The sequence below is a fragment of the Marinactinospora endophytica genome, from assembly GCF_054780875.1.
On record NZ_BAAGVM010000003.1, the window covers coordinates 262,728 to 282,281 of the forward strand.

Consider the following 19,554-nt stretch of genomic DNA (forward strand, 5'->3'; position numbering starts at 1 on the left):
CCCCGACCACGGACCGGGAGACGATGTCCGACAACGAGACCGAGCCGACCACGGCCCCACGCGGCCGTGACCTCACCCCCGCCGAGCTCGCCCGGCTGCTCGGCCAGCCCGAGCCGACCGCCGAGCAGGCCGCCGTCATCTCCGCGCCGCTCGGCCCCGGCGTCGTCGTCGCCGGCGCGGGGTCCGGCAAGAGCGAGACGATGGCCGCGCGGGTGGTGTGGCTGGTCGCCAACGGCCGGGTCCGCCCCGAGAACGTCCTCGGTCTCACCTTCACCCGCAAGGCCGCCGCGGAACTCGCCGAACGTGTCCGTAAACGGCTGGAACAGCTGCGCGCCACCGAGCAGGTGCCCGCAGAGGTCCTCGACGGCGAGCCCACCGTCTCCACCTACAACGCCTACGCCGCGCGGCTGGTCGGCGACCACGCGCTGCGCGAGGCCGTCGAACCCTCGACGCGGCTCATCAGCCAGGCCCAGACATGGCAGCTCGCCTCGCGCATCGTGTCCTCCTACAACGGGCCGATGGACGCCATCGACGCGACGCCGGCGACGGTCACCGAACGGATGCTGGCCCTGGCCGGCGAGCTCTCCGAGCACCTGCGCGCCCCCGATGACGTGCGTGGCGTCGGCGAGTGGCTGCACGGCCGCGCCGAGACGCTGAAGAGGATCACGGCCAAGACACGTAACGTGCTCGCGACGCAGCGCCGCCGCGAGCAGCTGCTGCCCCTGGTGGAACGCTACGCCCGCGAGAAGGCCGCCCGCGAGGTCATGGACTACGGCGACCAGGTCGCCCTCGCCGCCCGCATCGCCCAGCGCCACGCCGAGGTCGGCATGATCGAGCGCAGCCGCTACCACGTGGTCCTGCTCGACGAGTACCAGGACACCAGCCACGCCCAGCTCGTCCTGTTGCGCGCGCTGTTCGGCGACGGGCACCCGGTGACCGCGGTGGGCGACCCCTGCCAGTCCATCTACGGTTGGCGTGGGGCCAGCTCCGGCAACCTCACCGGCTTTCCCACCGACTTTCCCGAGTCCCCCGGCCGCCCCGCGCCGGTCCGCCAGCTCGCCACCAGCTTCCGCAACGGGGAGCGGGTCCTGGAGGTCGCCAAACGGATCTCCGCCGACCTGCGCGCCGAGGCGTCCTACGTGCCGGTGCTGCACCCGGGACCCGCCCGGCGCGGCCGGGGCGCGGTCACCTGCGCGCTGCTGCCGACCGAGTCCGACGAGGCCGAGTGGATCGCCCGTACCCTCCAGGCCGCCCTGGAGACGCCCGAACGGTTCGCCCCCGACGGGCGGGAGTGGCCCGAGGGGGAGGGACCCCGGCGCGTTAGCCCGGGGGACATCGCGGTCCTGTGCCGCAAACGGTCACAGTTCCCGCTGCTGCGCGAGACGCTGGAGCGGCACGGCATCCCCGTCGAGGTGGTCGGCCTGGGCGGGCTCATGACGGTGCCCGAGGTGCGCGACATCGTCGCGACCCTGCGGGTCCTGCACGATCCGGCCGCGGGCAACGAGCTCGCCCGGCTGCTCACCGGCCCGCGCTGGCGGATCGGCCCCCGCGACCTGGTGGCCCTGGGCGAACGCGCGGCCCGGCTCGCCAGGGAGACCCGGCGCGACCTGCGCGACGGGGAGGACGGGGCCGAGCCGCCGCGCACCGACCTGCTGCGCCAGACCGTCGTGGACCTGACCGCCGAGAGCGGCAGCCTCGTCGACGCCCTGGACGACCTCGGCCCCGCCGACGCCTACTCCGCGACGGGCCACGCCCGGTTGACGGAGCTGGCCGCCGAACTCGCCGCCCTGCGCCGCCTGGTCGCCCAGCCGCTGCCCGACCTCATCGGCGAGGTCGAGCGGGTCCTCGGCCTGGACATCGAGGTCGCCGCGCGGCCGGGGCGCGACCCGATCGCCGCGCGTGCCGACCTGGACGCCTTCATCGACGCCGCGGTCCGGTTCGTCGGCAACAGCGACGATCCGACACTCGGCGCCTTCCTGGCCTTCCTGCGCTCCGCCGAGGACGCCGAGAACGGCCTGGAGCCGGGCGAGCGGGTCGGCGGCGCCGACACGGTCAAGCTCATGACCATGCACGCGGCCAAGGGACTGCAGTGGCCGATCGTGGTCGTCCCCGGTCTGTGCGGGGGCAAGCACCCCCTGTTCCCCGGGAAGCCGCGGGGCAAGGGCGCGTGGATCAACAACGAGCGGCAGCTCCCCTTCCCGCTGCGCGGGGACGCCGCGGGACTGCCCAAGCTCCACGATGTCGACCCCAAGAGCATCACCGCCTTCGTCGAGGCCGACGAGGCGCGCCATCTCATGGAGGAGCGGCGGCTGGCCTATGTCGCGGTCACCCGCGCCTCCTACGCGCTGCTGTGCACCGGACACTGGTGGGGCAGCAGCGGCACCACGCCGCGCGGCCCCTCGATCTTCCTGGAGGAGGTCCGCGCGGTGTGCGAGGCGGGCGCCGGCCGCGTCGCCGAATGGGCGCCGCCGCCCGAGGAGGACGAGACCAACCCCAACCTGGCCGAGGTCGTCCCGGTGTCCTGGCCGCAGACCCCCGCCGACTACGACGGCGCGAGCGCCGAACGCCACCGCGGCATCGTCGCCGGCGCCGAACTCGTCCGGCGGGCCGGGGAGGGCGAGGGGGCCAGGTGGCTGGAGAGCCTGGACCGCGCCCAACTGCCACCGGCCATACGACGCCGCCTGGAGGGGTGGGCGCGTGACACCGAGCTGCTGTTGGCCGAGCACGCCGCGAACGAGCCCTCCGACGGCACCATCCCGGTCGAGCTGCCCGCGCACCTGTCGGTGTCCTCCCTGGTGACCCTCGCCCGCGACCCGGCCGCGCTGGCGCGCCGGATCCGCCGCCCGATGCCCCGCCCGCCCGCCCCGCACACCCGCCGCGGCACCGCGTTCCACGCCTGGTTGGAGCAGCGGTTCGGCCAGGACAGCCTGATCGGCCCCGAGGAGCTGCCGGGCGCCGCTGACGAGACCGCCGGGGGCGACGAGGAGCTGGCGGAGCTGCGTCGATTGTTCGAGGAGAGCGAGTGGGCCGGCCGGGTCCCCCTCGACGTCGAGGTGAGGTTCGAGACGGTCATCGGTGACCGGCTCATCCGGGGCCGGATGGACGCGGTCTTCCACGACAGCGAACGCGACCACTACGACGTCGTGGACTGGAAGACCGGACGCCCGCCCGGCACCGAGCGGGAGCGGCGGGCGGTGGCGGTGCAGCTCGCCGCCTACCGTCTCGCCTGGTCGCGCATTCGCGACGTCCCATTGGAGAACGTGCGCGCCGCGTTCCACTACGTGCGCGCCGGCCTGACGGTCCGGCCCGCCGACCTCCTCGACGCCGAGGGGCTGGCCGCGCTCATCGAGCGGGTCCCCGACGTGGACGCCTGACCCGTGCCCGCCCGACCGCTCAGATCACCACCAGGGCGAACGCCGTGAACCCCACGGCGGCCAGCGCCACCACCGCGCGCGGCCCGGCCCGGCCCAGGACGGTGCGCTCCCACGGCCCCTCGAACCGGCGCGCGGCCACCGTCACCGCCACCAGCAGCGCGGCCAGCACCGGCAGCCACGACAGGCGGGCCGCGATCCACTCCGGCCCCGACGGCGTGGAGGTCAGCCCCGGTACCACGCCGACGCCCGACGCCGCGGTCGCCGTCAGCACCAGCACGCCCTGGTGCCAGCAGAACACCGTCATCGCCGCCAGGTTGAGCGCGGCCACGGCGGCCCACAGCGGCGGACGGCGCAGCAGCCGCTCCAGCCGTTCGCGCGCGAGCACCGCCACCCCGATCTGCGCCGCGGCCAGCGAGGGGACGAACAGCGACGGCGGGTTGGCGTTGCCGCGTTCGGCGCCGGGAACCCCCACCGCGCTCACCGGGTAGTCCAGCGGCCCCACCAGCACCACCAGGCCGGCCGCGCCGACCACCAGCAGCGTCCACGCCGCGCGGCGGCCCACCCCGCCCCGCGCCCACGCCACGCCGACCTGGTAGGAGAACAGCCAGGCCGGCAGGATCGTGAGGAGACCCACCCAGGCGGGGACGGCCTCCCGCCAGGGACCGAAACGGGCGAGGTCGACCGCCGCCACGACCGCGAGCGGCGCCACGACGGCGGCGAGCCCCCAACGCCGGTCCGCGGCCACGACCACGGAGGTCGACGCGGTGATCGCCGCGTACACCACGATGAACCACATCGGCTGCACGACGAGCAGGGCCGCGGTGCGCAGCGTCTGGTCCGCGACGCCGGCCGCGGCGAACAGCCCGGTGAGCACCCCCCACACCGCCGCCGTGAACACCAGCGGACGGGTCAGTCGCACCACCCGGGCCCGCACCCAGGCGCCGGTGGTGCTCCCACGCTCCCGCGCCCGGGCCAGGCCGCGCGCCGACACGTAGCCGCCCACCAGGAAGAACAGGCCCAGCGCCTGGAAGATCCAGCTCAGCGGCGCCAGGGCCGGCATGTCCCGCAGCGGGCTGGCCACCCGCAGCCCGCCGTCGGCCCACACCACCGGCGCGGTCACCAGCCAGTGGCCGGACACCACGCAGCAGACGGCGAACGCCCGTATCCCGTCGACGGCGCGTTCCCGCCCGGTCGGGGTGGCCCGCCCGATCCGCTCCACCACGCCGTGGAGGAGCGCCCGGACGCCGGAACGGGCGCCCCGGGCGCCGGTACCGCGCCGGCAGGGCATCGGCGGTTCCCCCTTCGCGGCGGTCACGAGCGGGCCGGGGTGACCGAGGAGAGGTCGCCGAGCACGACGCGCGCCACGTTCGCCAGCGACTCGCTTCCCGGTTGGTAGTAGGACTCATGCCCACTGATCGGCCCCGAGGCGACCACCCGGGCCGGCGAATCCGGGGCCATCGGATCGGCGCCCAGGCCGATCGGGCCGAGCGAGAGCGAGGGGACGAACCGGATCCAGTCGTCGGGAGCGCGCACCGACCACACCCGCGCCCGCACGTCGGCGACCGAGCCCACCCCCAGGCCGGGCGCCGCCAGGGCCACCACCTCGTCGGCGACCCCCGCCTCCCGCGCGGCCAGACCGCACACCACGGCCCCGTAGCTGTGGCAGACCAGGCTGACCCGGGCGTCGGCGGGCAGTTCCCGGCGCAACCGGGCGAGCTCCCGCGCCCCCTCACGGGCGGGTACCAGGGTCACCGCGTCGGGGAAGGCGTCCTGGGGAGCCCGATAGCCCAGCCACGCCACCACCGCCACCTCGGCCCCGGGACGCTGCCGGCGCAGCTCCTCCCACAGGGCCCGCGCGTTGGCCAGTGGAGCGGTGCCGGGATGTTCGGGATTGTCGCGGAAGACGTCGCGGTTCTGGCCGCTGCCCGGCACGATCACGGCCACCGCGTCGGCGCCGTCGAGGTCGCCCAGCACCTCGACGATCCGCCCGCCCTCGGGGTCGTCGGCGAGCAGCAGGCGTCCCCCGACCGTCCGGGCCTCATAGCGCAGCGGTTCCACGGGGTCGGCCGGCGCGGCCGGGCGCAGCCAGGCGGCACCGCATCCCAGGAAGGCCGCCACGGCCGCCAGCAGGGTGAGCAGGCGTGTAGTCATGGCCCCGACGCTAGGAATCGGGAGGCCGCCCGGTCGTCCCCTCGTGGAGGGGGTCGGCGGGTCACCCGTGAGGGTGAGGGACCCTCACCCTCACGGGTGACCGAGGGTCAGGCGAGCCCATTCTCGTAGCAGAACACCACGGCCTGGGTGCGGTCGCGCAGCCCCAGCTTCATCAGGATCCGCCCGACGTGGGTCTTGACCGTCTGCTCCGACAGGAACAGCTCCGTGGCGATCTCGGCGTTGGACAGGCCCCGCGCGATCTGCCGCAGCACGTCCACCTCGCGTGGGGTGAGCTGGTCGAACGCCTGCGGCCGGGCGTGGATGCGCTCGCGCCGACGCCGGGCGATGTCGCCGATCAGCCGCCTGGTCACCGACGGGGCGAGCAGCGCGTCGCCGCGGGCCACGACCCGCACGGCGGTCCGCAGGTCCTCCACCGGGGCGTCCTTGAGGAGGAAGCCGCTCGCGCCGGCGCCCAGCGCCTCGTAGACGTACTCGTCCAGGTCGAACGTCGTCAGCACGAGCACCCGGGGGCCGGTCCCGTCCGCCTCGGTGATCTCGCGGGTGGCGGCCAGGCCGTCCAGCACCGGCATGCGCACGTCCATGACGACCACGTCGGGACGGTGCTCGCGGGCCAGGTCGACGGCCTCACGGCCGTCGGCGGCCTGCCCCACGACGTCGATGTCGGCGGCGGCGTCGAGCAGCGTGGCGATGCCGTCGCGCACCATGGCCTGGTCGTCGGCGACGATGACGGTGATGGGCACGGCGTTCAGCCTAGTGCGCGGGGTCGGGCCGCGCGGACTCCGGCGCGGACCGGCCGGCTCACTCCCCGCCGTCCATGGGGAGCCGCGCGACCACTTCGAACCCGCCCTCCGGCAGCGGACCGGCGCGCAGCGTCCCGCCGAGCATCGCCACCCGCTCGCGCATGCCCACGAGACCGTGTCCGCCCACGTCGGCGGCCGGCCGCGGGCCCGGTCCCCCCGCGTCGTTGACGACGCGGACCACGATCTGGCCGTCGTCCTCCTCCACTGTGACCCGCACCGGCGCGCCGGGGGCGTGGCGGCCGGCGTTGCTCAGCGACTCCTGCACGATCCGGTACACCGACAGGCCCACGGTCTCGGAGGGTTCGGCGGACAGCCCGGACACGCGCGCCCGCACCGGCACCCCGGCCTGCCGGGCGCCCTCGACCAGGTCGCCGATGTCGGACAGGCCCGGCTGCGGCGCGCGCTCGGCGTCCTCGGCCTCCTCGCGCAGCAGCCCCACGACCCGGCGCATCTCCACCAGCGCCTCGCGCGCGGCGTCGCGGATCGTGTGGAAGGTGCCCGCGGCGGCCGGGGACAGGTCCGGGTACTTGTAGGGGGCGGCCTCCGCCTGGATGGCGATCATCGACATGTGGTGGGACACGACGTCGTGGAGTTCCCGCGCGATGCGCGAACGCTCCTCCAGCACGGCCTGGCGGGCCCGGTCCCGGCGGCGCAGCGCGCTCTCCTGGGCGAGGTCGCGCTGGGCCGCGCGCCGGCCGCGGACGTTGTGGCCGAAGGCGAGGACCCCGACGACCGCGACGGAGATCCACAGCGCCTGCGCCACCGGGGCGGCGACGAACAGGCACGCCGACAAGATGTCGGCCACCACGGTGACGGCGCCGACCCCGACCGTGGTCCTGCCGGGATAGGCCAGCGCCACCAGGTACAGGACCGGGACCAGCGCGAGCAGGACGGCGATCGGCCACGGCCACAGCACGGTGGGGGACATCCCCCCGGGCACGCTGGGGGGCAGGGAGGTCCCCACAAGGGCGTAGGCCACCAGGGTCGCCAGCAGGCCGCCGGCCATGAACCTCCAGGCCAGCAGCGGCGAACGGGGGAGCAGCGCGATCGGCATCCCGGTGACCAGGCCCGACACCACCGCCACGGGAACGGGCAGGCCCAGCATCCCCGTGGCCTGCACGGCGGCGGTCGAGGCCGTCGCGGCGCCCAGCCCGAACAGCAGGAACCAGGCGGCCGACCGGCGCGCCCACACAGCGTCCCGCCGCTCCTCGGGGTCCTCGCCCGGGGGCCGCTCCCCGGGCAGCAGCAACCACAGCAGCAGGTACAGCGGGACGCCGACGACGGCCCACAGCGGGACCGCGAACAGCGCGCGCACGGCGGTCAGCGCCCGGGGGGAGCGTCCTCCGGCCAGGGCGCGGCACACGCCGGCGACCAGGCGCCCCTCCAGCGGCCGGACCGGTCCTCGGGGGAGCCGCAGCGTCACCTCCGGCCGTGGCAGGGGCCGCCACACGGCGTCGAGCACCCCGTCCCACAGGGGGACGGGGGCGCGGGGCGGCCGGTGCGCCCGGACGGTCCCCCGGGAGATGCCCGTCTCCTCGCGGCGCACCCGCATGTTGTCGCCGGCGACCAGCACACCGACCAGCACCGCCGACGTCCACACGACCGCAGCGGGCGGCGCCGCGAACAGCAGCGTGTAGCAGGGGAGGACGAGGACCAGCGTCCAGGCGCCGACGGCGACCACCACCGGACGCGGGTGGCGCGCCGCCACCGCGTAGAGCACGGGCAGGTAGGCGACGATCACCGCGACGGGGAAGGGGACGTCCACGCCGGTCGCGCCCGCCCCCCACAGCAGCAGGAGCACGGCCACCACGCCCACGGTCATCGACCGCCAGGTCAGCAGGGCCGACCGGGGGAGGGTGAGCAGGGACGATCCCAGGAACAGGCCCGCGAGCAGCGCGCGGATCTCGGGGAGGCCGAAGTCGATGAGCTGCACCGCCGAGAAGAGGGCCAGAACGCCCGCGGCGACCGTGAGGAACAGCTGCCGGTTCGCCCGCCCCCGGCCGCCCGCCGGTGCCGGCCCGGCCGTACGCACCAGCCACGCCACCGGGTAGAGCAGCGCCGGAAGCACCAGCAGGACCGTCGCCAACCGCACCGCGCCCGGTCGCCACCCCCGGCGTTCGGCGATCCCCGCGCAGACGCCGCCGAGCACGGGGTCGGTGCCGGGCGGGTCCGGCGCGGGCAGGCACGCCACCTCCGAGGTGGGCGCCCACGCCGCCGCGCGCAGCGCGCGGATCGCCCGGCGCGCCGTGTCCACGGGCGGGGCCGACCGCCTCCCGTCCTCCCCGCCGTCCGGCGGGACCGTTCCTCCGCCCATCACCCACCCGCAGGATCGACCGTGTTACGCGCCCACCCTAGGTCGCGCGGCGCCCTTCCACGCGGATCCCCGGGGCGAGGCCCCGTTCCGGGGGCGACGTCGGGCCCGCCGTGCCGGACGCGGGGGCCGAGAATGGGACGGAACGGCATTAGGCTCATTTATGGTCAACAGAAAAGTACGGAAGGGGTCGGTCCGCCAAATGGAAGCGCGCACCTACATCGAAGAACACCGCGACGAGTTCGTCGCCGCGCTCAAGGAATGGCTGTCGATCCCCTCGATCTCGGCCGACCCCGCCCACCACGGCGACGTCCGCCGCTCGGCCGCCTGGCTGGCCGACCACCTGACCGCCACCGGCTTCCCGACCGTCGAGATCTGGGAGACCGCGGGCATGCCCGCGGTCTTCGCCGAGTGGCCGGCGGCCGACCCCACGGCCCCCACCGTGGTCGTGTACGGCCACCACGACGTGCAGCCGGTCGAACCGCGGGAGGAGTGGCACACCGACCCCTTCGCCCCGGTCGAGCAGGGCGACCGCCTCGTCGGTCGCGGGGCCTCCGACGACAAGGGGCAGGTGCTCTTCCACACCCTGGGCCTGCGCGCCAACCTCGCCGCCTCCGGCGCCTCCGCGCCTCCCGTCACCATCAAGCTGCTGGTCGAGGGGGAGGAGGAGTCCGGCTCGCCGAACTTCGCCGAACTGCTGAAGCGCCACCGCGACCGGCTCGCCTGCGACGTCGTCGTCATCTCCGACACCACCATGTGGTCCGCCGACACCCCGTCCATGTGCGTGGGCATGCGCGGCCTCACCGACTGCCAGATCGACGTGTACGGCTCGGCGACGGACCTGCACAGCGGCTCCTTCGGCGGAGCGGTGCCCAACCCCGCCCGCGAACTCGCCGCCCTCCTCGCCGGAATGCACGACGCCGACGGGCACATCGCGATCCCCGGCTTCTACGACGACGTCGTGGAGATCTCCGAGCGGGAACGGGACCTGATCGCGCGCCTCCCCTTCGACGAGGAGGAGTGGCTGCGCACGGCCGGCAGCGCCGCCGTCGCCGGCGAGGAGGGCTACTCCACCCTCGAACGCCTGTGGGTGCGTCCCACCGCCGAGATCAACGGCATGTGGAGCGGGCACACCGGCGCCGGCACCAAGACCATCGTGCCCCGCTCCGCGCACGCCAAGGTCAGCTTCCGGCTGGCCCCCGACCAGGACCCGCTGCGCGTCCAGCAGTGCGTCCGCGACTACGTCACCGCCAACCTCCCGCGGGGGCTGCGCGTCTCGATCGAGTTCGGCGGCCCCGGCGTGCGCCCCTGCGCCTCGGACCTGGACTCGGTGGGCGTGCGCGTCGCCCGCGACGCGATGAGCCGCGCGTTCGGCACCGAGGTGCTGTTCACCCGCGAGGGCGGCAGCGGCCCCGAGGCCGACATCGCCGAGATCCTGGCGGCGCCGCTGGTCTTCGTCGCGGTCGGCCTCGACGACGACCGCATCCACGCGCCCAACGAGAAGGTGGAGATCCCGCTCCTCCTCAAGGGAGCCGAGGCCATCGCCTACATGTGGGACGGCCTCGCGGCGCAGGCGCGGGCCTGAAACACCCCGTCCGCCGGGCGGAGCGACGCCCGGCGGGCCCCGTCCATCTGGAAGGCAGCATGACATCCTCACCCGCCCCGGCCCTGTCGCGCGGCACGATCGACCTGGCGGGGCACCGCCGCACCGACGAGACCTGGCTGGCCGAGGCCTGGGCGTCGCCGGACACGCGCGTCCTCGTCCTGGAACGCGGGGAACCGCAGACCTACGGCTGGCGGGCCCTGCTCGCCAAGCAGTCCCGCGCCCTGGTCACCTCCGACGCCGAAGAACCCGAACTGGTCTTCACCACGCCGGAACTGGCCCCCGAGGGGGAGCGCTACCTCCTCGGGGTCGACGACGAGGGCCGCGCCTACTTCGCGGTCCGCGCCGAGGCGGGGGTGGAGCTGGAGGAGGCCGAGGGGACCGAGCTGACGTCGCTGCGCGAGGTCGGCGCGCTCCTGGGGCCGCGCGACTCCGGCCTGCTCACCCACGCGGTCGCGCTCGCCAACTGGCACGCCACCCACCTCTTCTGCCCGCGCTGCGGCTCGCCCACGAGGATCGCGGCGGCCGGGCACGTGCGGATCTGCGAACGAGAGGGGGCGGAGAACTTCCCGCGGACGGACCCGGCGGTGATCATGCTGGTCCACCGGGGGCAGGGCGAGGCGGAACAGTGCCTTCTCGCGCACAACCCGCAGTGGCCGGACGGCCGCTACTCGGTGCTCGCCGGATTCGTCGAACCCGGTGAGTCACTGGAGCAGGCGGTGGTCCGGGAGGTCGCCGAGGAGGTGGGGATCGCGGTCGCCGAGCCCCGCTACCTGGCGTCGCAGCCCTGGCCGTTCCCGCGCAGCCTGATGCTGGGGTACACGGCCCGCGCGGTGGGACAGGCCCTGCGCACCGACCACGAGGAGATCGAGCAGGTCCGCTGGTTCACCCGCGAGGAGCTGTACGCCGCGGCCGACAGCGGCGAGGTGGTGCTCCCGGGACCGGTGTCGATCGCGCGCGGGCTCATCGAGCACTGGTACGGCGGTGAGCTGCCCGGCGCCTGGTGACCGCTCCCGCCACGGGAGCGGACGGCAGGCGCCGCTCAGCCACGTCGTCGCCGGGAGCCGCCGCGGACCGCGCCGCCCTCGCGGGCCAGCTCGGCGGGCAGCGGGATGAGCGGGTCGGCGCTGCTGGCGACGACCTCGCGGGCCAGGTCGGCCACCTTGCGCCCACGCGAGCGCGCGGCCTGACGCAGGCGTTCGAAGGCCACGCGGGGCGAGAGCCGGTGCCGTTCGGCCAGGACGCCGATGGCCTGCTCGATGACGACGCGGGTGCCCAGGGCGTGTTCGAGCTGGGCCACGGTGACCCGGAGCCGTTCGGTCTCCGACGCCTGGACCGCGGCCTTGGGCGGGGCGGGGGGAGGGGACAGCCGTGGCCCCTCCTCGGCGTAGAGGAGGTCGGCCAGCACCATCGCGCCGAGCAGGTCGGGTAGCTCCTCACCGCTGTGGACCCGCCACCCGGTGGGCGTGCGGCGGATCGTGTCGACGGCGATATCGCCCCCGTTGTCGACCGGGCTCTCAGGCGTCACGTCTTCCCCCAAGTTCCTCGCCCCCAAGGCTGGTAGGACGGGGCCGCCGCCCGGTGGTGCCGAGCGGCGGGTCCGTCTACTGCGCGGCCAGTTTCTCCTTGACCTGTGACAGCGATGGGTTCGTCAATGCCGTACCGTCGGCGAACAGGACCGTGGGAACGGTCTGGTTTCCGCCGTTGACCTGCATCACGTACTCGGCGGCCTGGGGGTCCTGTTCGATGTTGATCTCATTGATCTCGATGCCCTCGCGGGCGAGCTGGCTCTTCAGCCGCTTGCAGAAACCGCACCAGGGGGTGGAGTACATGGTGATCTGCGCGGTCGTGGGGGTGGTCATGGGCGGTCTCCTTCTCACGGGTCTGGCGTTCGCCGCCTACTACCAACACCGGCAACCGTACTGAGCTTCCCCGATGTGATCAGGTCGGAGGGTGGGACGCTGCCGGGTGTGTCCCGGTTCCCGCTTTGTTCCCCGCTGTCCCGGTGGGGTTGTCCACAGCCCCTGACTCCGGTGCCGTCGCTGTTCACCGCCTCGCCGATACTTGAGAGACTGACCGGGCAGGAGTAGCCGCCGGGGCCTAAGTGGCCGGGGGGATTGGAGACGACCGCACATGGACGCTGACCGCCTGCTGGAAGGGCTCGACCCCGAACAGAAGGAGGTTGCGCGCTCGGTGCGTGGTCCCGTCTGCGTCCTGGCGGGGGCGGGCACCGGAAAGACCCGCGCCATCACCCATCGCATCGCCTACGCCGTGGCCAGCGGCGTCGTCGCCGAACAGCAGATCCTCGCCGTGACCTTCACCGTCCGCGCGGCCGGCGAGATGCGCGGACGGCTCCGCTCGCTGGGCGCTCCCCGGGTGCAGGCCCGCACCTTCCACGCCGCGGCGTTGCGCCAGCTCTCCTACTTCTGGCCACAAGCGGTCGGCGGCCCCAAACCGCGGCTCATCGAGAGCAAGCTGGGCGTGGTGGCCGAGGCGGCGCACGCCTGCGGACTCCAGCTCGACCGGCTGGGCCTGCGCGACGTCGCCGGTGAGATCGAGTGGTCGAAGGTCACCCAGACCCGCCCCGCCGACTACGAGGCCATCGTCGACAAGGCCGGGCGCACGCCCCCGATCCAGGCGCGCGACATCGCCCGCGTCTACGACGCCTACGAGGAGATCCGGCGCGAGCGCAACCTCCTCGACTTCGAGTCGATGCTCGAACTCACGGCCGCGATGCTGACCGACTCCCCCAAGATCGCCGAGGAGATCCGCGCCCAGTACCGCTATTTCGTCGTCGACGAGTTCCAGGACGTCAACCCGCTCCAAAAGCTCCTGCTCGACGCCTGGCTGGGCGACCGCGACGACGTGTGCGTGGTCGGCGACCCCAACCAGACCATCTACTCCTTCGCCGGGGCGACCCCCGGCTACCTCACCGGGTTCCCCGCGGCCTACCCGCACGCCACGGTGGTGCGGCTGGTCCGCGACTACCGGTCCACCCCGCAGGTCGTGCGGGTCGCCAACGCCTCGCTCGAACACGCCAGCGGACCCGCCGCGGCCCAGCGGCTCCAGCTCGTCGCGCAGCGCCCCGACGGCCCCGACCCCTCCTACACCGAATACGACGACGAACCCGCCGAGGCCACGTCGGTCGCGCGTAAAATCGCCGCCCTGATCGAGTCCGGGACACCGGCCCGCGAGATCGCCGTGCTGTTTCGGACCAACTCCCAGTCCGCCACCTACGAGCAGGCCCTCTCCGACCTCGGGGTCCCCTACACGGTCCGGGGGAGCGCCCAGTTCTTCGACCGTCCCGAGGTCCGAGGCGCCGTCCACACCCTGCGCGGCGCCAGCCGGGCCGACGACCACGCCCCGCTGGTCGAGACCGTCCGGGCCATCCTCGCCCCGCTCGGTCTCACCCCGCAGCCCCCCGAGGGACGCCAGGCGCGCGAGAAGTGGGAGGCGTTGGCGGCCCTCGCCCAACTCGCCGAGGACGTCGTGGCCGAGCGCGCCGACGCCACCATGGCCGACTTCGTCACCGAGTTGGAGAACCGCGTCGCCACCGAGCACGCCCCCGAGATCGAGGGGGTGACGCTGGCCTCGCTGCACTCGGCCAAGGGGCTCGAATGGGACGCGGTGTTCCTGGTCGGGTTGACCGAGGGCATGCTGCCGATCATCTACGCCGAATCGGCCGAACAGGTCGAGGAGGAGCGCCGGCTCTTCTACGTCGGTGTCACCCGCGCGCGCGAGTACCTGGCCATGTCGTGGTCCCTCGCGCGTTCCCCCGGCGGGCGTAAGACCCGCAAACCCTCCCGCTTCCTCGACGGCCTGCGCCCGGCCTCGCCGTCGCTGGCCGGCCGGCGTGCCGAACGCGCGTCGGCGAAGATCGTGCGCTGCCGGATCTGCGGCGCGACGCTCACCGAGGCCGTCGAACGCAAGATCGGCCGCTGCGCCGGCTGTCCGGCCGACTACGACGAGGAACTCCTCGAACGGCTGCGCGAGTGGCGGCGCGCCATCTCGTCCGAGCAGAAGGTCCCGGCCTACGTCGTCTTCACCGACGCCACCCTCCAGGCGATCGCCGAACACGTGCCCACCAGTTCCGCCCAGCTCTCCCGCATATCCGGTGTGGGCGCGGTCAAGCTCGACCGTTACGGTGAGGCCGTGCTGGCGCTGTGCGCGGGCGAGGAGCCGGCGCGCGCCGGCGCGGCGGGACATGAGGAGGAGCAGTGACCGGGCCGACGACGCCGGGGGACGGCGAGGACAACCCGCCGGTCCCCGAGGGAGGACAGACCCTTCAGGGGCTGCTCTCCATCCTCGACCTCGAACCGATCGAGGTGAACATCTTCCGCGGGCGCAGCCCCGACGGCGGACCGCAACGGGTCTTCGGCGGACAGGTGGCCGGCCAGGCCCTGGTGGCGGCCGGTCGCACGGTTCCCGCCGACCGTCACGTCCACTCGCTGCACGCCTACTTCATCCGTCCCGGCGACCCCGCGGTGCCGATCGTCTACACCGTCGACCGCGTGCGCGACGGTCGTTCCTTCACCACCCGCAGGGTCACCGCGGTCCAGCACGGCAAGGCCATCTTCGCGCTGTCGGCGTCGTTCCACCACGTCGAACCCGGCCTGGAGCACCAGGTGCCGATGCCCGACGTCCCGCCGCCCGAAGAGCTGCCGACCATGCACGACCGGCTCTTCGAGGTGTTCGGCCGGGTTCCCCGCTTCGCCACCTGGCATCCGATCGAACTGCGTCCGGCGGGTCCCCTGTCGTTCGAGGTCGAACACGACCCACAGTTGCGGACCACGCGCAACCTGGTCTGGCTGAAGGCCGACGGCCGGTTGCCCGACGATCCACTGCTGCACGTCTGCCTCATGACCTACGCCTCGGACATGACCCTGCTCGACACGGTGCTGCTGGCCCACGGGCGTTCCTTCTCGGGGATCTCCATGGCCAGCCTCGACCACGCCATGTGGTTCCACCGGCCGTTCCGGGCCGACGACTGGCTGCTCTACGCCCAGGAGACACCGGTGGCCGGTGGGGCCCGGGGGCTGGCGCGCGGCCTCGTCTACACCCGCGCCGGCGATCTGGTGTGCTCGGTGGTCCAGGAGGGGCTGATCCGCGTGGTCGAGGACGCCCCGCGGGGGTGATCCCCTCCCTCGGCCGTGGCGCCCGACGTTGCGCCGGCCGCTCAGGTTCCGGCCGGTAACGGACAAAACACCAGGTCAAAAATAGGTTGCCGGTTCTCGTTCGACCCCTCTAGGGTTGTCCCATCAAGTTCGCGCCCGCCGCGGGAGAAGATCCCTGCGGCCGATTGAAGAAGGAGGTGCTCCGATCAAATGACCACGATAACTCTCGCTTTCGAGCTGTCCGCGTCTGTTCGGGGCATTACCCGGCGCGGCAATGGTGTGTGCGGATATGGCGCTGATCTCTCCAAGACCTTCCAGGGCTTCGGCGGTGGTCTGCCTTCTCGCGAATCCTCGCACCAGCTCGACGGAGTCACGCTCGCACGATCCCCGCGCCCTTGGGGCGCCGTGGGGTTGACGTGTCCACGGAGCACACCGGCCTGATCCACTAGGGCCGGGAACTCCTCCCGTGGCCGCGGAACCCCACACAGGGGCCGCGGCCATTTTGGTGTCCCGCACCGGGTCTTCTCTTTGCCAGAGGAGCCGGTCGCCGGGGCTTACCGCAGGTCAACGCCCCCTCATCGGATCGGGAAACCGATCCGGTCGACGTTGTCACCTACCGCGTAACACCAAGAATCAGGGAGGACACCGATGCTCGCGTCGGTCCTGGAAACCCCGTGGCTCGCAGAGGCCGAGGTCCCCTGCCGTCGGGAACCAGACCTCTTCTTTGCGGAAGCGCCGGCCGATGTCGAGGCGGCCAAGGCCGTCTGCTCGGACTGCCCGGTACGCGAACAGTGCCTGGCCGACGCGCTGGAGCGGCGGGAGCCGTGGGGCGTGTGGGGCGGACAGCTCCTCGTCGCCGGGCAGGTCGTGGCGCGCAAGCGTCCGCGCGGCCGTCCGCGCAAGGACGCCCAGCCTGTCGCCGCCTAGCCGGCCTTCCGGCCCCTTCGGGCCACCGATCCATCCGCTCGTCCCTACCCCCAGGTGAGGAAGTCCCATGCTGTTCCACGAACTCGTCAACCTGCAGAAGACCGTCGATGACAAGCGCGAACGCCGCCGCCAGCGGCTCACCGCGCGAGGACTCCGCGTCCAACTGCGCGAGCAGCGTCGTGCCGAGCGGGCCCTCATGGAAATGAGGTTCTCGCGATTGTGTTGACGCGGGTGTGACACGGGCCGGTGCCTTGGGCGCCGGCCCGTCCGGTTTCGGGGACATCGCGACCGGGAGCGTGCAAGGCGCTCTTCCGGGAGGGCGGGCGTGGCCCGAGCGGTGGCGACGACACGGTCTGCTCCGTCGATGGTCCGGAGCGCGGACCCGCCGGACGGGGACAGGCCGGTCGTGCGATCGGCGGTGTGACGTTCCCCTCGTCCGGCGCTCGGGACCGTCGCGCGCGGTGGCCGGAAGCGGTCGTCATCGTGTTCGGGTCCTTTGCCCAGGTCATGTGGTGGGGACGGGGTGCCCGCGGACCCTTCGGGAACGTGAATAGGTACTTAAGTGTCTTTTGTTGACAAAAACCGTCATAGGTTCTCTGTGGCCTGTCCTAGCCCTGAGCTACGTTGAAAACGTGCCTCCCACGACCAAAGTCGAGGTGCGCCGCAGTTCCCGCCGCCGGCGGACCGTGTCCGCCTATCGAGACGGGGACAAGACGGTCGTCCTCGTTCCCGCGACGTTCTCCCGCGCCGAAGAGAAGCGCTGGGTGGAGCGGATGCTGGAACGGCTCCAAGCACGCGAGGAGCGCCGCCGACCCGACGACGACGCGCTACGGGCTCGCGCGGTGGAGCTCTCGCAGCGTTACCTCGACGGCAGGGCCGAGCCACGCAGCGTCCGCTGGGTCGACAACCAGAACACGCGCTGGGGGTCGTGCACACCCGAGAACGGGTCCATCCGCCTATCGCGACGCCTGGTGGGGATGCCGTCCTGGGTCGTCGACTACGTGCTCGTCCACGAGCTCGCCCACCTCGTCATCCCCGGACACGGCCGCGACTTCTGGGAGCTGGTGGGGCGCTACCCCCGGACCGAACGCGCTCGCGGATACCTGGAGGGCATCGCCGCCGCACCGAGGCTCGGCCACGGCCCCGAGGGGGATCCCCTCGAACTCGGGGACGATCCCGGCGAGAACCGCGAGGCGCGGACGTGAGGAACGCGCCCCCTGCCATCCCCGCGGCCGCCTAGCATCGGCACCGTGGACAACGCCCCCCGCCCCGCTCCCGTCCGTGTCGCCGCTGTCCTGGTCACTCCCGACACCGGCGCCCTGCCACCCCCCGGAATCGATCCGGACGTCTACGCGCTCGCCCTCGTCGAGGACACCTACGAGGTCGCCGCGGGACTCACGGGGTGCGAACCCGTCGTCGTCGTGTGGCGCAGACCACGGATCACCGACCGAGTGGCCGAGCTGACCTGGCCGGGGACGACCGTGGCCGACGTCGACGGCCCGCAGCCGCTGCGCGCCGCGCTGGAGGCGGTGGAGGGCCGGGGCGCCGAGCAGGCCGTCATCGTCGCCGCCGACGCCCCGGACCTGCCGCCGCTCCTGATCGGCAAGCTCCTTCGTGGGCTGGGGTCCGCCGAACTCGCGGTCTGCCCGGCCGAGGGCGGTGGTCTCGTGGCCTTGGCCTGCCGGTTGCCGCCGCCGCCGTGGCAGCAGGGCGCCGACCTGGACGCCCCCGACGCGCTCGCCACCCTGGCCCGGGCCCGGCCGACCCGCAGGGCGCTGTCCGTCGCCCCGGGCTGGCACCGGCTACGCGCCCCCGCCGACATCGACCGTCTCGACCAGGGCCTGGAGGGATGGGAGTCGACCCGGGCCGTACTGGCATCCGGGACGGTCAACCGACCGCCCGGCTGAACCCGAGGGGAACGCGGACCGGCGGTCCGCGGGGAGCTCACCAGTGCGCGGGACGGGACAGGGAGGCCGGCAGGAGGGTCGTGTCGTCCCCCTTGGCCGAGGTGACCTGGGGGCCGGTCAGGAAGACGCCGCCGGTGAGGTCGGCCCCGCGCAGATCGGCGTCGCGCAGGTCGGCCCCCAGCAGGTCGGCCCCCCGCAGATCGGCGTCGCGCAGATCGGCCGCGATGAGGTAGGAGCCGCGCAGATCCGCCCCGCGCAGATCGGCTCCCCGCAGCCGGGCCCCGATGAGGTCGGCCCCCCTGTGGTCGGCCCGCGGCCCCGGCAGCGCGGCCCGGGCCTGCGCGCTGCTCTGGGAGAGCAGGTCGCCCACTTCCCGGTGGAGCGCCGCCAGGTCCAGGGCGAGCAGGGTTCCGGCGTCCTCGAGGGAGAGCCGTTCGACCTTCGCCGCGGCCCGGCCGAGTCCGTCGCGCAGGGCGGGATCGACGGGCAGCGACAGCGCCTCGTCGAGGTGACGGAGCAGCTCGTGGAGCAGCCGCATGACCGGGAAGACCGCGAACATCTGCTTCGCCGTCCGTCGGTCCCGGCGCCAGTCACGCCCCTCGAAGGTGATCTGGGAGACCTTCTGGCCCGCGCCGAAACAGTCGAAGACCGTGCAGCCGGAGAACCCCTTCTCGCGCAGGTGGGAGTGGATGCCGCAGCGGGAGTCCTCGCGCAGGTTCGGGCAGGGGCGGCCGGCCTCCTTGTCCAGCGCGAAGTCGGCGGAGGCGGCGAAGGGGAGCGCGACGCAGCACAGCCCGAAACAGGAGGCGCAGTCGGCGCGCAGGGCGGAGCGACGGTCGGGGCCGGACGGTGGCAAGGCGAACGGTTCTCCTCGGGACGTGTGCGGGGTCTCCTCCCCATCCTCCCCCATGTCCGCCACCCCTCCGGTCTGGTGGGGGAGGGCAGCGGGTGGGGAAAAGCGGTGGTCACGGCAGGGGGCGCAGCACCATCCCCGCCGTTTCGAGGGGGGACGCCGTACGTGGACACCGCCGGGAACGTCTCACGGGAGTGCCGCGGGGGAGGGAGATCCGGCCGGACCGGTACCCCGGCCCGCCACGGCCGGCCGCCGTGGTCGCCGGCGCGGATCCGCGCGACCTCGGGAGCCGGTCGCCGTGGACGTTCTCGGGCCGGTGCGGGGCGGCTCGCGCGAGACGCCGCCGAGACGGGCCAGGCCGGACAGGACACCCGGTCCCGGGCCGCCAAAAGAGCGCGGTCCTTGGCGCGCCGCGAGCGTCGGAGGCCGGGGACGGGCCTGCCCGGTCGCCGTGAAGCGCTTCGGCGCGGCCGGCGCAGCGGCCTGGGCGGGC

16 protein-coding genes are annotated in these 19,554 nt (G+C 73.7%); 9 read left to right on the top strand and 7 right to left on the bottom strand.

What is annotated here, in order from left to right:
- Positions 1-23: 23 nt before the first annotated feature.
- Positions 24-3,374, top strand: a complete 3,351-nt coding sequence (locus ACYVHU_RS07810; protein WP_498947989.1) for an ATP-dependent helicase — start codon at positions 24-26, stop codon at positions 3,372-3,374.
- Between the two features lie 19 nt (positions 3,375-3,393).
- On the opposite strand, the gene ACYVHU_RS07815 is transcribed toward ACYVHU_RS07810, so the two are convergent.
- From ACYVHU_RS07815 to ACYVHU_RS07830, 4 genes are all read right to left on the bottom strand, one after another.
- Complete coding sequence (locus ACYVHU_RS07815; protein ID WP_078762626.1) at positions 3,394-4,662, bottom strand: acyltransferase family protein; 1,269 nt, start codon at positions 4,660-4,662, stop codon at positions 3,394-3,396.
- Positions 4,663-4,685: 23 nt separating this feature from the next.
- A complete protein-coding gene (locus ACYVHU_RS07820) occupies positions 4,686-5,525 on the bottom strand; it encodes an alpha/beta hydrolase (RefSeq protein WP_078762627.1) in 840 nt (279 codons plus the stop codon).
- Positions 5,526-5,632: 107 nt separating this feature from the next.
- On the bottom strand, positions 5,633-6,286 hold the full coding sequence (locus ACYVHU_RS07825; protein ID WP_078762628.1) for a response regulator: 654 nt from the start codon (positions 6,284-6,286) through the stop codon (positions 5,633-5,635).
- A gap of 58 nt (positions 6,287-6,344) precedes the next feature.
- Positions 6,345-8,600 carry a histidine kinase gene (locus tag ACYVHU_RS07830; RefSeq protein ID WP_432938697.1) on the bottom strand — a complete coding sequence of 752 codons (2,256 nt, stop codon included), beginning with the start codon at positions 8,598-8,600 and terminating at the stop codon, positions 6,345-6,347.
- Positions 8,601-8,859: 259 nt separating this feature from the next.
- On the opposite strand from ACYVHU_RS07830, the gene ACYVHU_RS07835 reads away from it, so the two are divergent.
- Complete coding sequence (locus ACYVHU_RS07835; RefSeq protein WP_078762630.1) at positions 8,860-10,242, top strand: dipeptidase; 1,383 nt, start codon at positions 8,860-8,862, stop codon at positions 10,240-10,242.
- Positions 10,243-10,301: 59 nt separating this feature from the next.
- Positions 10,302-11,267, top strand: a complete 966-nt coding sequence (gene nudC / locus ACYVHU_RS07840; RefSeq protein ID WP_078762631.1) for an NAD(+) diphosphatase — start codon at positions 10,302-10,304, stop codon at positions 11,265-11,267.
- A gap of 35 nt (positions 11,268-11,302) precedes the next feature.
- Here nudC and ACYVHU_RS07845 read toward each other — a convergent pair whose 3' ends face one another.
- Complete coding sequence (locus tag ACYVHU_RS07845) at positions 11,303-11,788, bottom strand: ANTAR domain-containing protein (protein WP_235001038.1); 486 nt, start codon at positions 11,786-11,788, stop codon at positions 11,303-11,305.
- Between the two features lie 76 nt (positions 11,789-11,864).
- Positions 11,865-12,122: a mycoredoxin gene (locus tag ACYVHU_RS07850; protein ID WP_078762632.1), complete on the bottom strand. Its 258-nt coding sequence runs from the start codon at positions 12,120-12,122 to the stop codon at positions 11,865-11,867.
- Between the two features lie 271 nt (positions 12,123-12,393).
- Between ACYVHU_RS07850 and ACYVHU_RS07855 the strand changes: the two genes are divergently transcribed.
- From ACYVHU_RS07855 to ACYVHU_RS07880, 6 genes are all read left to right on the top strand, one after another.
- Positions 12,394-14,481, top strand: a complete 2,088-nt coding sequence (locus ACYVHU_RS07855) for an ATP-dependent DNA helicase UvrD2 (RefSeq protein WP_078762633.1) — start codon at positions 12,394-12,396, stop codon at positions 14,479-14,481.
- Entirely contained in the window at positions 14,478-15,395 is a 918-nt protein-coding gene (tesB, locus tag ACYVHU_RS07860) for an acyl-CoA thioesterase II (RefSeq protein ID WP_078762634.1), read from the top strand. Before ACYVHU_RS07855 ends, tesB begins: the two co-directional genes overlap by 4 nt.
- A gap of 627 nt (positions 15,396-16,022) precedes the next feature.
- Positions 16,023-16,301, top strand: coding sequence for a WhiB family transcriptional regulator (locus ACYVHU_RS07865; protein WP_078762635.1), 279 nt, complete (start codon positions 16,023-16,025; stop codon positions 16,299-16,301).
- Between the two features lie 67 nt (positions 16,302-16,368).
- Positions 16,369-16,527, top strand: a complete 159-nt coding sequence (locus ACYVHU_RS07870; protein ID WP_200813677.1) for a hypothetical protein — start codon at positions 16,369-16,371, stop codon at positions 16,525-16,527.
- Positions 16,528-16,933: 406 nt separating this feature from the next.
- Positions 16,934-17,506, top strand: coding sequence for a M48 metallopeptidase family protein (locus tag ACYVHU_RS07875; RefSeq protein WP_235001039.1), 573 nt, complete (start codon positions 16,934-16,936; stop codon positions 17,504-17,506).
- Positions 17,507-17,551: 45 nt separating this feature from the next.
- On the top strand, positions 17,552-18,208 hold the full coding sequence (locus ACYVHU_RS07880; protein ID WP_078762636.1) for an NTP transferase domain-containing protein: 657 nt from the start codon (positions 17,552-17,554) through the stop codon (positions 18,206-18,208).
- A 37-nt stretch (positions 18,209-18,245) separates the two neighbouring features.
- Here ACYVHU_RS07880 and ACYVHU_RS07885 read toward each other — a convergent pair whose 3' ends face one another.
- Positions 18,246-19,064 carry a pentapeptide repeat-containing protein gene (locus tag ACYVHU_RS07885; protein WP_235001040.1) on the bottom strand — a complete coding sequence of 273 codons (819 nt, stop codon included), beginning with the start codon at positions 19,062-19,064 and terminating at the stop codon, positions 18,246-18,248.
- Between the last annotated feature and the right edge of the window lie 490 nt (positions 19,065-19,554).

Coding starts and splice junctions, on each gene's coding strand:
- ACYVHU_RS07810 (WP_498947989.1), top strand. CDS start 24: ATGTCCGACAACGAGACCGAGCCGACCACGGCCCCACGCGGCCGTGAC.
- ACYVHU_RS07815 (WP_078762626.1), bottom strand. CDS start 4,662: ATGCCCTGCCGGCGCGGTACCGGCGCCCGGGGCGCCCGTTCCGGCGTC.
- ACYVHU_RS07820 (WP_078762627.1), bottom strand. CDS start 5,525: ATGACTACACGCCTGCTCACCCTGCTGGCGGCCGTGGCGGCCTTCCTG.
- ACYVHU_RS07835 (WP_078762630.1), top strand. CDS start 8,860: ATGGAAGCGCGCACCTACATCGAAGAACACCGCGACGAGTTCGTCGCC.
- nudC (WP_078762631.1), top strand. CDS start 10,302: ATGACATCCTCACCCGCCCCGGCCCTGTCGCGCGGCACGATCGACCTG.
- ACYVHU_RS07850 (WP_078762632.1), bottom strand. CDS start 12,122: ATGACCACCCCCACGACCGCGCAGATCACCATGTACTCCACCCCCTGG.
- ACYVHU_RS07855 (WP_078762633.1), top strand. CDS start 12,394: ATGGACGCTGACCGCCTGCTGGAAGGGCTCGACCCCGAACAGAAGGAG.
- ACYVHU_RS07865 (WP_078762635.1), top strand. CDS start 16,023: ATGCTCGCGTCGGTCCTGGAAACCCCGTGGCTCGCAGAGGCCGAGGTC.
- ACYVHU_RS07870 (WP_200813677.1), top strand. CDS start 16,369: ATGCTGTTCCACGAACTCGTCAACCTGCAGAAGACCGTCGATGACAAG.